The organism is Lysobacter sp. SCRH-1R, from assembly GCF_057747855.1.
Genome location: NZ_CM173227.1, coordinates 2,329,169 through 2,343,444, shown reverse-complemented (window position 1 = coordinate 2,343,444; position 14,276 = coordinate 2,329,169). Strand labels below are relative to the sequence as shown.

Genomic DNA, 14,276 nt, shown 5'->3' with positions numbered 1-14,276 from the left:
GCCTCAGCCCGGCAGTGCGTGATGCGAGGGTGGCGCGAATCCTTGCGAAGGCACCTGGCCACCGCGGCATTTGCGGATGCGCCAGTCGGCCTGCACGCGCTCGATGCGCAGCGCGGCAGGGGAGGGATTGTCGGCGTGCCGGCTGTCGCGCACGGCGAAGCCGAGGCACTCGCCGGTGTCGGCGGCCACCTGCAGTCGCCGCAGCGCCGGGCCGTCGGCATTCGACGGCCAACCCAGCACCGCCGAAAACGCCGCGCTGCGCAGGCATTGCTCGAATGCCCACAACGCGCCCTTCGAACCGGCCTGCGCGTTCGTGTCGACGATTTCCAGGTAACGCAGATCCACGCCCGCGCGTTGCCATGCCGGCGCGTACGGGCAGAACGGCGGAGCGATCAGCGCGACCAGCCGCCCGGCCTGCGTCATGCGTGCGATCGTCGGCATCAGCAGGGTGAGTTCGCCGACGCCTTCGACCGGAATCAGCAGTTCGCTCAGCGCGCCCTGCGGCCAGCCGCCGTGCGGCAGCAGTGCATCGAGCGCGGCGAAGCCGGTGGATTCGCCCAATGGCGCCGGCGCGGCCTGGCGCCCGGCGCGCCAGACGGTGCGCGCGGACAGCAGCGATTCCAGGGGGACGACGTGCGCAGCCATCAGTCGGTGCGGACCAGGCCGCAGTAGAGCCCTTCGATGGCGAAATCGCTGCCGGGCGGGACGTCGATGGGCGGGTAATCGGGATTGCGCGGCAGCAGGCGGATGCCGCGCGCCGAGCGTTCCAGGCGCTTGATGGTGATCTCATCGTCGATGCGCGCGATCACGATCTGCCCGTCGCGGGCATCGCGCGTGCGTTTCACCGCGACGAGGTCGCCGTCGAAGATGCCTTCCCCGCGCATCGAATCGCCCTGCACGCGCAACAGGTAATCGGGCGTGGTGGAGAACAGCGCGCGATCGATATGCACCTCGCGTTCGACGCCGGCATCGGCGCCGATGGGCGCACCGGCGGCGACCCTGCCGAGGACGGCGAGGGTCAGGCGATCGTCGTCGCGCCGGGATTTCGGCCCGCGCGAGGCCAACCGGATTCCGCGCGCCTGGTTCGGCCGCACCTGCAGACGGCCGGCCTGTTCCAGCCGCTTGACGTGCTTGTGCGCCGCACAGGCCTGGCGGAAGCCGAACGCATCGGCGATCTGCTGCAACGTCGGCGGCAAGCCTTCGGCGTCGGTGTGATCCTGGATGAAGGCGAGGATCTGCGCCTGGCGGGCGGTGAGGTCGGACATCGGTACGGGCCTGGCTGAGGTAAAAATCTATTTACCTTCATCGCCGCGGGCAAGCCCGGGCGCGGGCCGATGGAACCGCACCGGAGTATCACTGGGTGCGACTTCTTCTCAATCAGTGGCTTACGTTGATGAGCTGAAGCTGGTTGGAGCTGCGGGGCGCCCGGGGTGCCCGCTGGAGCAACTGCCATCGGCCTTCAGTGCGTCTCAACGCTCGCCGAGTGACGCGTTGACCTCCGATCTCAGCGGCGCAGGCCATGCACAGGCTTGCCGTTGGCGTCGACGAAGACGATGCCCTGGTCCATCCCGCGATAGACGTAGTACACGTCGGTGCGGGATTTCACCGGTGTGGTGTCGTAGCCCGACAGGTCCGCATCGGGAGCGCACAGGCGTCCCCGCACGCCTGCGGTAGTCCGCAAGCTCCGATTCGTAACGGTCATGAGCGTTCTTGTATTGCTTCTTCTTCACCAGAACCTCCGCGCCCACGCGTCGATCTTCGGCAGTGCCGTATGTCTGGTCGTACAAGCTGCGGCGTGGAAAAGCGTGCACCTCCACATCCGCGCTGTCGGCGAGAAGCTGCGCCAGACTGTGCTCGTACTGCGGGTCTTCGTCTTCGCCCAGCTTGTTTCCGATATCGATCCCGAGTCCGGTCCGGCAGGCGTAAGAACATATCTTCGCGTCCCATTCGAAAGCCTTCGGGTCCAGCATGCGGGCCTGAGCTTCGCGCAAGCGGTAGCTCTCTTCCTTGTCCGTGTGGTAACCGAACTCCACTTGCATGACCACGCCATGCGAGTAGAAGTCCATTTGTCTGATCAGCCGTTTCTTGCGGCGGCGGGCCGCGACGAAATCAACCAGGTCGGCAATCGAGGCTAGTTCGCGATACTTCGCGCCGTATCGTCCTTCGACAATCTGCTTCACTTCTCCGAGTAATGGCGTGGAATAATCTTCCGTGAATATCAGGAACACGCGCTGCACCGAATCGTCCGGCTTGGCTAGGGGGTATTCGCGTATTTGCCGGATGCCTTGGTTGATGAACATGACCTTGTCGCCGTTCTGACCATTCCAGAGATTGCTGGCGACTTCCCGCGGGCTGATGGAATCGAATGCGCTTGGATTCGAGCACCCGACTACGGTGACGTAATCGAAATCCGCGATTGCTTCGACGGGAGTGGTCGGTTCTCCCGGTGCGGTACTGCTCTGCTTCAACTGTTCCATGTTCAGCCCTCGATACCTTGCTGGCGCAGGTACACAACCGCCTCACGTCCCCAACGAAGAACGACCTGTTGAGGCTGCGTAGTATGGATACGTGCGGTGAGCCCGTTTTCGTCCGTGCGCCCGACGAAGCGCTCGCCCTCGGCTGTCTCAGCCACATAGGGCACGTGCGCAAGCGGTTGTCCCGTCCGCTGATGACGAACGAGGAACTGCTCGCTGTAGTCGCAATCGGCTTCCAGCGGCGCATGCACCTGTTGATCCAGCAGGGAAAGCAGGTTGCCGCTGCCTTTGGTTTCCGCCGCTATCGGCCCCTTGAACCGGATCTCGATCGCCTCGATCGTGATGCCGTCATCGTCGATGATGATCGAGCCGCCGGGGCCGCGGAACGTCAGGCTGTCGCCTGCATTCAGTTCGACCACGCGCGTGCGCTGGGTGATGCGCTCGCCGGCTTCGATGTCGAGGCGCCCCGCAACCTTGTGTTCGTAATGGCCGCCGGTCTCAACCTTGCGGTCGGAGGCGGTCTTCTCGATGCGAACGTTGCCGACGTCCTCGATCAGGTCCTTGCCAATGGTGAGCTGCCGCATTCGGCCGATCTCCAGCGTGTGATCGCGGCCCAGCGTTTCGCGGCGATCCTGGCCGATGCTCAGGGTTTCATCGTTGCCGACGGTTTCCTTGCGGTCGTGGCCGATCTGGATGGTCTCGTCGTTGCCGACGTCCTCGCTGCGGTCGTGGCCGATGCGCGTGGTCTCGTCGTTCTCCACGACGATGTTCTGGTCCTTCTGCGCATGGACGAAAATTTCTTCCTGGCCGGCTTCGTCCTCGAAACGCAGTTCGTTGTAGCCCTTGCCCTTGTGGGTCTGGGTTTTGAACGTCGTTCGCGTCTTGTGCAGCGGCAGCTCGTAGGGCGGCTTGTTCGCGGCGTGATAGGTGCGTCCCGTGACGATCGGTTGATCGGGGTCGCCCTCCATGAAGCTCACGATCACTTCATGGCCGATACGCGGGATCGCCATGAAGCCGTACATCGGCCCCGCCCAGCCTTGCGACACGCGGATCCAGCAGGTGCTGTTCTCCGACCAGTTGCCCTCGCGGTCCCACGGGAAGTACACCTGCACTCGCCCGTGGACATCGGTGTGGATCTCCTCACCCGGCGGCCCCACGACGTGGGCGATCTGCGGCCCTTCGATCACCGGGCGCGGGGCGGGCTCGGGCTTCCAGTCGTAGTGCGCGGGCACCACGGTGGCTTCGTAGCGATAGCGGGTGCCGTGTTCGGCGCCAGCGGCGTCGGCTTCCTGCGAGGTCGCCTGTTCGCCGCGGTGACGCATCGTGATCACGCGCCAGCGGGCATTGAGAGCCTCGGTCGGGTGTCCGGTCAGCTCGAATGCCAGGCCGGGCCACAGGCGCGCGTCGTCGCCTTCGATGGTCGCGTGCTCGGCGAGGTTACGAAGTCCGGAAAGCTTCGTTCGCGTAAAGGGCTTGCCCGCGACGTCGGCCTTGTAGCGGCCGGGGTAGTCGTAGTGCTCATAGTCGCCGATGGCCTTGTCGTGGCTCCAGGGCCTCGCTTCGTGCTGCAGGTCATACCGAGGGTTGTGAAATGTCGCGTCCCGCTGCGTCACGCGAGTGGGCGCAAGTTGGCGGCGGTGCGCGAAGTGCCACAGGTGCGGTCGTGGTGCGTCGCCAGCCGGTGCAGGCTGGTACAGCACTTCGCCGTCGAGCGTCGGCGCGGTGTCGATGCGATCGGTCAACACCAGCCGCGAATGGGTGGCCCCTTCGGCCTGGTGCCAGTAGACGATGCCTTCCTCGGTCGCCAAACGGTGCAGGAACTCCGCATCGAATTCCCGGTATTGCACGGCGTACTCGCGCGGCTCGTGATGGCCGAGGAACGTCGTCTTCGAGCCCTGCAGGCGGTGTTCCTGCAGGATCGTCGCCAGGATCTCCGGCGCGTTGACCTGCTGGAAGATGCGGCTGTTGTGACGCAGTGCCAGACGCGCCAGCGGCGACTCGACGACGGCACGATATCGAGTGAGCCGGAAGCCGGTCTCGCACTGCTCGAACGCGGTGCAGATGCCGACCACTGTGCGCTCGGCAGCGCCATCGCGTTCGATCGTGAACACCGCTTCGCGATCCAGCAGCTCCGCCGCATCGATCGCGTCATCGGCGCTGGAAAGATCCAGCTCCAGCCGGAACGCTTGCGAAACACCTTCGGTCAGCTCGAAACGGACCACATCCAGCGCCGGTCCTTCGCCCAACGCGAAGGAGAAGGCTACATCGGACTTCATACTTCTTATCCATGAAGTGAGCGAGCATCCTTGTAGCGGCTGCTGCAAATGGCTCGCAATCGGAAGAAGTCGTAAGTCCGTACTCGTCGTGCTTCCGGCGTTGACGCTGAGGCGCCTGATCGGCCGGGCATCGCAACGGGCGGGATCGGGCGTCGGCCGATGTGCCGCACCGGCATCGGATGGCCGGCCGTCTTCTAAACCGGCCTTGTGTCTACCGGTTCAAGCGGATTGGAATTCCGCGAAAAGGCGACCGCTGGAACAACCGCAGCTGCCCTTCAGTGCGTCTCAGTGCTCGCCGAACAGCGCATTGACCTCGCCATATGCCATGCGCTCTCCCGGCGCGGCGTGACCGTCCTGCAGGAATGCGCCCGCGAGTGCGCCCACATGCGCGAACGCGGCCTGCGCCAGGTCGGAGCCGGCGCTGAGGCGGCGCACGCCGAGGGCCTCCAGTTCCTCCAGTGTGGGCAGTCCGGGGCGCAGCATCACGTTGAGCGGCAGTCCGGCACCGGCGGCGACGTCGCGGATCGCGCCGGCGTCGGTCAGACCGGGAATGAAGAGGCCGTCGGCGCCGGCCTCGCGATAAAGCGCGGCGCGTTCGAGCACCATCGCCACGCGTTCCTCCGGCGGCGCGAGGCCGCGCAGGTACACGTCGGTACGCGCGTTGACGTAGACGTCCAGTCCGCGTGCGGCCAGCGTTTCGCGGATGCGCGCGAGCTTCGCGCACAACGCTTCGGGCGAGCCGCCGCCGTCCTCGATGTTGATGCCGACCGCGCCCGCTTCGGCCGCACGCACGACATTGTTCGCGACGACCGCGGGGTCGTCCGAATAGCCGCCTTCGATGTCCATGCTCAGCGGCACGCGGATCACCCGCGCGATTTCCTTCGTCGTCGCGAGCAGGTGTTCGATCGGCAACGTATCGCCGTCGGCGTAGCCGTGCGCCCACGCCACGCCCGCGCTGGTGGTGGCGATGGCGGGGGCGCCGAGGCTTTCGATCAGTCGGGCGCTGCCGGCATCCCATGCGTTGGCCAGTCGCAACACGCCCTGCGTGTGCAGCGTGCGGAAACGGGCGGCGTGTTCGGCGTTGCGTTCGTGCATGGGAGGCCTCGTGCGTGTGGGGACGGACGATAGTGCGGCAGCCGGGGGATGCTTACCGGCCGGTTTCGGACGTTATGGTGGACGCGCTTGCGGCGGCCTTCGCGTCCCAGTCGCGCAGCGCGCGTTCGACCGCGTCGACGCCGCGCACGGCGGCCTGCGCGTCGATCTGGCCGAGCACGTCCTGGTCGGTGTGGATCACCTGCATGACCTTCGCCGGCGTCGGCGATTTCTTGCCGGCGTAGGCGTCGAGCACCTGGGTGATCTCGGTCGCGCCCACCAGCGAATACGACACCGCCGGCCAGCCGGCGCGCAGGAAGGGCAGGTGATCGGTCGGCGGGTACTTCTCGCCCGGCGAGAAGCCCAGCCGCAGCGCCTGCGTCGCCGTGCGGCTGCTGTCCACCAGCGCCTGCTGGCCCTGCGCGGGCGCCATCATCCACAGCGTGTCGCCCCAGCCGAACACGTCGAAGTTCACGTACAGCGCGGGCTTGGTGGAACCGTCGGCGACGTACGCCTTCGAGCCGAGCAGGCCTTCCTCTTCGAGATCCCAGAACGCGATGGCGACGCGGTGATGCTTCAGCGGCTGGCGCTGGAAGCGCTCGGCCAGCGCGAGCACGGACGCGCTGCCGGACGCGTTGTCGGTCGCGCCGTGGCCGACGGCGACGCGGTCGGAATGCGCGCCGATCAGCAGGATCGGGGCGTCTGCGGGGCCGGCGACGTCGGCGATCAGGTTCTCGCCGGCCTTGCCGTTGGCTTCGAACGGCGCCTTGCGCCACGACAGGTTCAGGGCGTCCAGGCGGGCGGCGATCGCCTCACGGCGCTGGGCGTTCGGGCCTGCGTCGCTGATCGCGCGTACGTCGGAGAGCCATTGCGTGTCCGGCGATCGCGCGGCTTGCGCGGCCGTCGCGGGGCGGCTTCCGGTGTCCGCCGTGGCGCAGGCGCTGAGAAAAAGGATCGGAAGTGTCGCAACTAACAATCGGTGCATCGGTGGGGTCCCCCATTAGAATCCGGTTCAGTGTGCCCGAGGGCAGGGGACTTGGGATGGGCCGGAAGGCCATCCCCGTGCAGCCCCGGGCGACACGCAACGGTAACGGAGAGTAGGAATGGAGATCCGGGTTTTCATCATCGACGACCACGCCCTGGTGCGGACCGGGTTGAACCTGATCCTGTCGGGCGAGAACGACATCGAAGTGGTCGGCGACGCGGAGAGCGGCGAGGAAGCGCTGCCGCTGATCCGCAAGCTCAAGCCGGACGTGGTGCTGTGCGACCTGCACCTGCCGGGGCTGAGCGGTCTGGAAGTGACCGAGCGCATCGTCAAGGGCGAACAGGGCTCGCGCGTGATCATCGTGTCGGTGCTGCAGGACGGGCCGATGCCCAAGCGCCTGCTGGAAGCCGGCGCGTCGGGCTACGTCGGCAAGGGCGGCGATGCGGCCGAACTGCTGCGGGCGATCCGCGAAGTCGCGCGCGGCAAGCGTTACCTCGCCAGCGGCATCGCGCAGAACCTCGCACTGGCGGGCATCGACGGCGGCGCTTCGCCGTTCGACAGCCTGTCGCCGCGCGAGATGGAGATCGCGCTGATGCTGATCCAGGGGTTGCGCCAGGACGCCATCGCCAAGCGTTTGAGCCTGAGCGCGAAGACAGTCAACACGCACAAGGCGCGGTTGTTCGAAAAGCTCGACATCGCCGACAGCATTGCGCTGGCACGGCTTGCGAGCCGGTACGGGATCATGGATCCGACGCGGGCGATCTGAGGGCGGTGCCTTCATTCCCCAGGCGGGAATGAAGGTGGTGCTGCGAACAAGGGCACGCTTTCGCCGGATGAGGGCTCAAAAAAACACCGGCTGCCCGAAGGCAGCCGGTGTCTGATACCAGCGTGGAAACCGGGCGCGATCAGACGTGCCCGGATTCCTGCTTGCGCTCGGCTTCGTCCTTCACCGCGTGGACGTGTTCGGCGGCAGCCTCGGCGGGCGAGGGCGCGACTACTTCATCGGCCGCCTCGACGACCGCCTCCGACGCAGCGGATTCCGCACGCGTTTCATCGGCCTGCGCTTCGCCCGCCACCGAGGCTTCCACCGGCGCCGGAACGGGTGCGGTCTCGGCAGCGGCCGGCGCGCGCGTGTCGTGCGGCAGCGAATCGAACAGCCCCGCGGTGCGCGGAAAGCCGCCGTTGGTTTCGATCGATGCAGCGGCCGGCTCGGCCACCTGCGGACGCGAGTCGGTCACTTCCGCCTCGGACTGCTTCGGCGGACGCGCATCCTCGGCCGGCGCGACCGGGGCGGGATCGATCACGACCGGTTCCTCGACCTTTTCCGGTTCCGGGACGGGCTCGGGCATCACGGCCGGCGGCTCGACGACCACCGCCGGTGCGGCCGGGGTGTCCTTCGGCGCGTCCAGTTCCGGGCTGGCCGCGACCGGCGCGGTCGGCTCGTGCTTCGGAGTGGCGGTTTCTTCGATCGCCACCGTGGCGACGGCCGCGACGGTGGCGACTGCGGCCTGAGCCGGCGTCGCAACCGGGCTCGACGCCGCTGCCTTCGGCGCCGGCGCGGCAGGCGCCTGCGTCACGGACGACGGCACGGATGCAGCCGGCGTGGACGGTTCGTCGTCGAAGTCGAACTCCGGCTGCGAGCGCTGCGCGACGGGTGCCTGGGTCGCGTCGGCGGCGGCCGGCGTTTCGATCGCGTCGTCCTCGTCGTCGAGGAGCGACACGTCGTCGTGATCGTCGTGCAGCTGCGCCTCGTCGTTCGCCGAGGCGGCTTCACCGCCACCCCCACGACGGCGACGGCGGCCGCCACGACGGCCACGGCGACGACGCGCACCGCCTTCGCCCGTGCCTTCGCCCTGCGGCGCCTGGCCTTCGGCGTTGGCGACGGTGTCGGCGGACTGTGCGGCGGTCGTCGGCGCGGTGTCGGTCGCGTCGGACGCCACGGCGGCGGCGACCACGGCCGGAGCGACCAGCGCCACGTCCGCAGCGGTGGTGGCCGGCGTTTCCGGCTTCACGGCCTCGGTACGGGCGACGTCCTGCTTCGCTTCGGCCTTCACCGGTGCGGGCTTGGGCTCGTTGCGCGGCGGACGCGGCTCGGCGGCCTGCTGCGCCTGGACGCGCTCGTCCACCTGCGCCTGCTGGGCCTGCTGCGGCTTCGGCTGTTTCTGCTGCTTGGGCTGCTGCTGGCCCTGCGGCTGCTTGGGCTGCTTCTGCTGCTGGGGCTGCTGCGCCTTGTTCTCGCGGCGCGGCTCGTCGCGACGCTGTTCCTCGCGACGCGACTGCTGCTCGTCGCGACGACCGTCGCGACCCTGCTTGCCGTTGCGACCGTCGCGACGCTGCGCGTTGCGGTCATTGCGGTCGTTACGGCCACCGCGGTTGTCCTGCGAACGCGCGGCCGGGGCCGGTTCGACCGCGATCGGCGCGCTGGAACCACGGAAGAAACGCAGGATGCGTTCGACCACGCCGATCGAATGCGTCGGCGCGGCGACCGGCGCGGGCGCCTGTGCGGGCATCGGCGCGGCGGGCGGCTGCTCGCGCGGCTCGCGCAGCGGCGCCGGCTGGGCCGGCTTGACGTTGGTGACCGCCGGCGCGGCCGGAATGTTCAGATGGGCCTTGGTCAGTGCGTGCGTCGGCAGCTTGCGCGGGGTGCCGCGCTGGTAGCTCGGCTTGCTCGATTCCTCGCCCAGCTCGTTCTCGCGGATGCGCGTGACTTCGTAGTGGGGGGTGTGCAGCTGCTCGTCGGCGACGATGACGATCGGCGCGTCGTGGCGCTTCTCGATCTCGCTCAGCGCGCGGCGCTTCTCGTTCAGCAGGTAATTGGCGATCTCCGTCGGCGCCTGCACCAGCACCTGGCCGGTGTTTTCCTTCATCGCGTGTTCCTCGGCCAGGCGCAGGATCGACAGCGACAGCGACTCCACGCTGCGCATGCGGCCGTGGCCTTCGCAGCGCGGGCAGACCAGCTGGCTGGATTCGCCCAGCGAGGGACGCAGGCGCTGGCGGCTCAGTTCGAGCAGGCCGAAACGCGAGATGCGGCCGATCTGCACGCGCGCGCGGTCCTGCCTGAGCGCATGCGCCAGACGGTTCTCGACCTCGCGCTGGTGCTTGTTCGAGGCCATGTCGATGAAGTCGATCACCACCAGTCCACCGAGGTCGCGCAGGCGCATCTGGCGCGCGACTTCCTCGGCCGCCTCAAGGTTGGTGTTGAACGCGGTTTCCTCGATGTCGCCGCCCTTGGTGGCGCGCGCCGAGTTCACGTCGATCGCGGTCAGCGCCTCGGTCTGGTCGATGACCAGCGCGCCGCCGGAGGGCAGGCGCACTTCACGCTCGTAGGCGTTCTCGATCTGCGATTCGATCTGGAAGCGGTTGAACAGCGGCGTGTCGTCGGTGTAGTGCTTGAGCTTGCGCAGGTTGTGCGGCATCACCTGCTCGACGAAATCGCGCGCCTCGGCGTACATCTCGGGCGTGTCGACGAGGATCTCCCCGATGTCGGGGCGCATGTAGTCGCGCAGGGCGCGGATGATCAGGCGCGATTCCTGGTAGATCAGGAACGGGCCGGGCTTGCTCAGCGCGGCCTCGGCGACGGACTTCCACACCTGCAGCAGGTAGTCGAGGTCCCACTGGAGCTCTTCGGCATCGCGACCGACGCCGGCGGTGCGGATGATCACGCCCATGTCGTCGGGGATGTTCAGCGCGTCCATGGCGCGCTTGAGCTCCGCGCGGTCCTCGCCCTCGATGCGGCGCGACACGCCGCCGGCGGTGGGCGAATTGGGCATCAGCACCATGTAGCGGCCGGCCAGCGAGATGAACGTGGTCAGCGCCGCGCCCTTGTTGCCGCGTTCTTCCTTGTCCACCTGGACGACGATTTCCTGGCCTTCGCGCAGCAGTTCGCGCAGGCCGGCCTTGTTGTGGTCGACGCCGGCCTGGAAATAGTCGCGGGAGATTTCCTTCAGCGGCAGGAAGCCGTGGCGCTCGGCGCCGTAATCGACGAAGGCGGCTTCGAGGGAGGGTTCGAGCCGGGTGATGCGGCCCTTGTAGATGTTGGACTTCTTCTGTTCCTTGGCCGGCTGTTCGATGTCGATGTCGTACAGGGTCTGGCCATCGACGATGGCAACGCGCAGTTCTTCCGCCTGCGTCGCGTTGATCAGCATTCGCTTCATTGTTGCGTTCCTCGCGCGCTCCTGCGCGTGGTCGGCGCAGGACGCATGCGTCCTGCAGCCGCGGAACGCCGTGGGGCGTTTCGCCTCTGGATACCGCAAGCCGCGCGCCGGTCGCATTGGATGCGGGGCCTGGCGCTGCGGCCTCAAGTTTTCCAGCGCTACGACACCACGGCACGCCGCGGGAGCGCTTAATTGTTTCTTCCGGACAACTTAGGGACCGGCGGCGCGAAGGCCGCGCGGGACGTGTTCATCACGGGCGGTTTGACCCGCGCCGGCGAGGTCGGGTTCCGCCGGGCCATCGCTGCTAACATGGCTGCCCCGGGGGCAGTGGCTAGGCGCGGACCGGAATCGCAGGAAAGGGCTTTCGGCCTTTGGAGTGCAACTTCCTGCGAAATCAAAACCTTATCTCGCGTCGCGAGTGTAACAGATAACCCCCGCAGGATGACCCATTCAGACCCGAAGAACCGGCCGGGCCGGACTGCCGCCGAGCCACGCCCGGCCAACGATGCCGCCCAGGTGCGTACGGTGCGCGTGCCGGACGACCGCGCCGGGCAGCGCCTGGACAACTTCCTTTTGGGCCAGCTGAAGGGCGCCCCGCGCTCGCTGGTCTACAAGATCGTGCGGTCCGGACAGGTCCGCGTGAACGGCGGCCGTGCCAAGGCCGAACGCAAGCTCGAGGGCGGGGACGAAGTGCGCATCCCGCCGGTCCGGCTGGGCGACACCGGCGACCGCCCGGCGCCTCCGAAGGGCCTGCTGGACGCGTTGGAAGCGGCGATCGTCTACGAGGACGCCCGCCTGCTCGCGCTCAACAAGCCCTCCGGCCTGGCCAGCCATGGGGGCAGCGGGATCAGCCACGGCGCGATCGAATCGCTGCGTGCGCTGCGACCGGGGCAGACGCTGGAGTTGGTCCACCGGCTCGATCGCGACACCTCGGGCCTGCTCGTCATCGCCAAGAAGCGCTCCGCGCTGACCGAGCTGCAGGCGCTGATGCGCGAGGACGGCGGCATCTCCAAGCGCTATCTGGCGCTGCTCACCGGCCGCATGCCCGACGGCGTGATGGCCGTCGACGCCCCGCTTCACATCGGCCTGCGCCAGGGTGGCGAGCGGCACGTCCAGGTGAACCCGGCCGGCAAGCCGTCGCTGAGCCACTTCAAGGTGCTCGAACGTCGCGGCGGGCAGTCCTATTGCGAGGTGCGGATCGAGACCGGCCGCACCCACCAGATCCGCGTCCACGCCCAGCACATCGGCCACCCCATCGCGGGCGACGACAAGTACGGCGAGGTGGACGCCAACAAGCGCCTGCGCGAGCAGGTGGGCCTCAAGCGGCTGTTCCTGCACGCCTCCACGCTGGAGTTCGCGCTGGACGACGGCAAGACCCCGTATCTGCTCAACGCCCCGCTGGCGCCGGAGCTGATCGACGTGCTCGACCGGCTGGCGTGAGCCACCACTGGCCTGCTGAGCAAGAGGAACGCCATGCGTACGGTTCCCTATCCCCATCCGGGCGAAGTGCTCAGGGAGGAATTCCTCGAGCCGTGGAGGTCACCGCCTAACGGCTCGCGCGCGACATTGGCGTGCCCGCAGACGCGCATCGGCGAGATCCTCGCGGGGCGTCGCGTCATTTCGGTCGATACCGCGCTGCGGCTGTCGCGTTACTTCCGGCAGTCGGATGCGTTCTGGATCAACCTGCAGCGCGATTACGAAATCGGCGTCGAGCGCGACCTGCACGGCGCCGAGATCGCGAAGATCAGGCCCGGGTCGAACCAGGCGGCGTGAGGCTCAGCCGCCGCGGCGGCGCTGCTCGTCCAGCACGAAGCACGACTGCGGACGCACCTGCGGCGGATTGAAGTTCACCGGCACCTGCAGGCGCGTGGGTTGCGGCTGGCCGCCGCGGGTGGCGGGCTTGAACGTCCAGCCGCGCACGCCCTCCAGCGCCGCCTTGTCGAGCGCGACGTTGCCGCTGCCGCGGAAGACTTCGACCGAACTCGGCTTGCCGTCGATGCCCACCGTCATCGCCAGCACCACCTGGCCGCCGACGTTGTCGCAGGCCAGTTCTTCGGGATAACCCGGCGGCGGGGTGTCGACGGCCAGCAGTTCGGTCGTCGGCACCGGCGGCGCGGGCGGCTGTTGCGGCTGGCACGCGGCCAGCGAAACGAGCGAAAACGCGAAGCCGGCGACGAGCGCGATGTGAATGCGGGAAACGTCCATGCAGGCAACCTCGGGCGTGTGCGGTCAGTCGACCAGGGCTTCGGCCTTGGCCGCGCAGATGAAGTCGTTCTCGCTCAGGCCGCCGACGTCGTGCGTCGAATAGCGCACGACGCAGCGGTCGTAATGCACGCCAAGGTCGGGATGGTGGTCCTCGCGATGGGCCACGAAGGCCAGCGCGTTCACGAAGGCCATCGTTTCGTGGTAGTTGCCGAATCGGAACGTCTTGGCGATGGCGTGGCCGTCCTCGACGATCTCCCAACCCGGGATCTGCGGCAGCAGTTCGCGCACCCTCGCTTCGCTGAGGCGGTGCTCGGAGCCGCGCCGGGCGATGCAGTGGGCCTGGGCGAGGGGAATCAGGTCGTTCACGGCGTAAGGCTCCTTGCGGGACGGGCCGATCGAATGCAGGCCGACTGAATGGAACGCATCGTCGGCGATCGCGGGTGACGACCGCGCCATCTGAATGCGTGGACCCCGGTAGAATACCGCCATGATCAATATTTCCGAATCCGCCCAGCGTCACTTCCGCAAGCTGATCGAGCGCGAGTCCTTGCCCGGCCTTGGCGTTCGTCTCTCCGCGGTCCACGCCGGAACGCCGCGCGCCGACGTGCGGCTGGAGTTCGCCGAGCCCGGCGACCTGCAGGGCGACGAATGGGCGGTGGACTGCGAAGGCTTCACGATGTGGCTCGACGCGGCCAGCGTGAAGTTCCTCGACGGCGCGGAGATCGATTACGAAACCCAGTCCACCGGCGGCCAGCTGCAGATCCGCGCGCCGAAGATCAAGGGCGAGGCGCCGGCCGAGTCGGCCTCGCTGGTCGAGCGCGTGCACTGGATCGTCGAACAGGAAATCAATCCGCAGCTCGCCTCGCATCGCGGCCACGTGTCGGTGCAGGAAGTCACCGCCGAGGGCGTCGTGGTGCTGCGCTTCGGCGGCGGTTGCCACGGTTGCGGCATGGCCGACGTGACGTTGAAGCAGGGCATCGAGAAGACGCTGCTGAGCAAGGTGCCCGGCGTGACGGCGGTGCGCGACGCGACCGACCACGCCACCGGCGACGCACCCTACATCCGCCGCGACAGCGCGGCCTGACGCGGA

Annotated in this window: 13 protein-coding genes; 4 read left to right on the top strand and 9 right to left on the bottom strand. The window is 67.9% G+C overall.

The genetic code is table 11. From position 1 onward, the window contains the following. Nucleotides 1-3 precede the first annotated feature (3 nt). The 6 genes from imuA to AC3ANK_RS10515 form a co-directional block, all read right to left on the bottom strand. Nucleotides 4-645, bottom strand: a complete 642-nt coding sequence (imuA, locus tag AC3ANK_RS10540; RefSeq protein ID WP_484171109.1) for a translesion DNA synthesis-associated protein ImuA — start codon at nt 643-645, stop codon at nt 4-6. Beyond that, complete coding sequence (gene lexA / locus AC3ANK_RS10535) at nt 645-1,265, bottom strand: transcriptional repressor LexA (protein WP_206860763.1); 621 nt, start codon at nt 1,263-1,265, stop codon at nt 645-647. Before lexA ends, imuA begins: the two co-directional genes overlap by 1 nt. Before the next feature lie 204 nt (nt 1,266-1,469). Continuing rightward, nucleotides 1,470-2,477 carry a hypothetical protein gene (locus AC3ANK_RS10530; RefSeq protein ID WP_484171108.1) on the bottom strand — a complete coding sequence of 336 codons (1,008 nt, stop codon included), beginning with the start codon at nt 2,475-2,477 and terminating at the stop codon, nt 1,470-1,472. Nucleotides 2,478-2,479: 2 nt separating this feature from the next. Beyond that, nucleotides 2,480-4,750: a type VI secretion system Vgr family protein gene (locus AC3ANK_RS10525; RefSeq protein WP_484171107.1), complete on the bottom strand. Its 2,271-nt coding sequence runs from the start codon at nt 4,748-4,750 to the stop codon at nt 2,480-2,482. Nucleotides 4,751-5,035: 285 nt separating this feature from the next. Then, nucleotides 5,036-5,845: an isocitrate lyase/PEP mutase family protein gene (locus AC3ANK_RS10520; protein ID WP_206860758.1), complete on the bottom strand. Its 810-nt coding sequence runs from the start codon at nt 5,843-5,845 to the stop codon at nt 5,036-5,038. A 52-nt stretch (nt 5,846-5,897) separates the two neighbouring features. After that, complete coding sequence (locus AC3ANK_RS10515) at nt 5,898-6,827, bottom strand: M28 family metallopeptidase (protein WP_206860757.1); 930 nt, start codon at nt 6,825-6,827, stop codon at nt 5,898-5,900. Nucleotides 6,828-6,945: 118 nt separating this feature from the next. Between AC3ANK_RS10515 and AC3ANK_RS10510 the strand changes: the two genes are divergently transcribed. Further along, complete coding sequence (locus AC3ANK_RS10510) at nt 6,946-7,593, top strand: response regulator (RefSeq protein WP_206860756.1); 648 nt, start codon at nt 6,946-6,948, stop codon at nt 7,591-7,593. Between the two features lie 139 nt (nt 7,594-7,732). Here AC3ANK_RS10510 and rne read toward each other — a convergent pair whose 3' ends face one another. Then, on the bottom strand, nt 7,733-10,981 hold the full coding sequence (gene rne, locus AC3ANK_RS10505) for a ribonuclease E (RefSeq protein ID WP_484171106.1): 3,249 nt from the start codon (nt 10,979-10,981) through the stop codon (nt 7,733-7,735). Between the two features lie 441 nt (nt 10,982-11,422). Between rne and AC3ANK_RS10500 the strand changes: the two genes are divergently transcribed. Both AC3ANK_RS10500 and AC3ANK_RS10495 read left to right on the top strand, forming a co-directional pair. Then, nucleotides 11,423-12,421, top strand: a complete 999-nt coding sequence (locus AC3ANK_RS10500) for an RluA family pseudouridine synthase (protein WP_206860754.1) — start codon at nt 11,423-11,425, stop codon at nt 12,419-12,421. 33 nt (nt 12,422-12,454) lie between these two features. Further along, nucleotides 12,455-12,754 (top strand): HigA family addiction module antitoxin, encoded by a 300-nt coding sequence (locus AC3ANK_RS10495; protein WP_484171105.1) that lies wholly within the window; start codon nt 12,455-12,457, stop codon nt 12,752-12,754. 3 nt (nt 12,755-12,757) lie between these two features. Here the strand turns inward: AC3ANK_RS10495 and AC3ANK_RS10490 are convergent, their stop codons facing one another. Both AC3ANK_RS10490 and AC3ANK_RS10485 read right to left on the bottom strand, forming a co-directional pair. Further along, nucleotides 12,758-13,186, bottom strand: coding sequence for an energy transducer TonB (locus AC3ANK_RS10490; RefSeq protein ID WP_484171104.1), 429 nt, complete (start codon nt 13,184-13,186; stop codon nt 12,758-12,760). A 24-nt stretch (nt 13,187-13,210) separates the two neighbouring features. Further along, a complete protein-coding gene (locus AC3ANK_RS10485; protein ID WP_206860751.1) occupies nt 13,211-13,552 on the bottom strand; it encodes a 4a-hydroxytetrahydrobiopterin dehydratase in 342 nt (113 codons plus the stop codon). 121 nt (nt 13,553-13,673) lie between these two features. Between AC3ANK_RS10485 and AC3ANK_RS10480 the strand changes: the two genes are divergently transcribed. After that, a complete protein-coding gene (locus AC3ANK_RS10480; protein ID WP_206860750.1) occupies nt 13,674-14,270 on the top strand; it encodes an NfuA family Fe-S biogenesis protein in 597 nt (198 codons plus the stop codon). Nucleotides 14,271-14,276: the final 6 nt, after the last annotated feature.

Coding starts and splice junctions, on each gene's coding strand:
- AC3ANK_RS10525 (WP_484171107.1), bottom strand. CDS start 4,750: ATGAAGTCCGATGTAGCCTTCTCCTTCGCGTTGGGCGAAGGACCGGCG.
- AC3ANK_RS10480 (WP_206860750.1), top strand. CDS start 13,674: ATGATCAATATTTCCGAATCCGCCCAGCGTCACTTCCGCAAGCTGATC.
- AC3ANK_RS10495 (WP_484171105.1), top strand. CDS start 12,455: ATGCGTACGGTTCCCTATCCCCATCCGGGCGAAGTGCTCAGGGAGGAA.
- AC3ANK_RS10520 (WP_206860758.1), bottom strand. CDS start 5,845: ATGCACGAACGCAACGCCGAACACGCCGCCCGTTTCCGCACGCTGCAC.
- AC3ANK_RS10510 (WP_206860756.1), top strand. CDS start 6,946: ATGGAGATCCGGGTTTTCATCATCGACGACCACGCCCTGGTGCGGACC.
- lexA (WP_206860763.1), bottom strand. CDS start 1,265: ATGTCCGACCTCACCGCCCGCCAGGCGCAGATCCTCGCCTTCATCCAG.
- AC3ANK_RS10500 (WP_206860754.1), top strand. CDS start 11,423: ATGACCCATTCAGACCCGAAGAACCGGCCGGGCCGGACTGCCGCCGAG.
- AC3ANK_RS10515 (WP_206860757.1), bottom strand. CDS start 6,827: ATGCACCGATTGTTAGTTGCGACACTTCCGATCCTTTTTCTCAGCGCC.
- rne (WP_484171106.1), bottom strand. CDS start 10,981: ATGAAGCGAATGCTGATCAACGCGACGCAGGCGGAAGAACTGCGCGTT.
- imuA (WP_484171109.1), bottom strand. CDS start 645: ATGGCTGCGCACGTCGTCCCCCTGGAATCGCTGCTGTCCGCGCGCACC.
- AC3ANK_RS10530 (WP_484171108.1), bottom strand. CDS start 2,477: ATGGAACAGTTGAAGCAGAGCAGTACCGCACCGGGAGAACCGACCACT.
- AC3ANK_RS10490 (WP_484171104.1), bottom strand. CDS start 13,186: ATGGACGTTTCCCGCATTCACATCGCGCTCGTCGCCGGCTTCGCGTTT.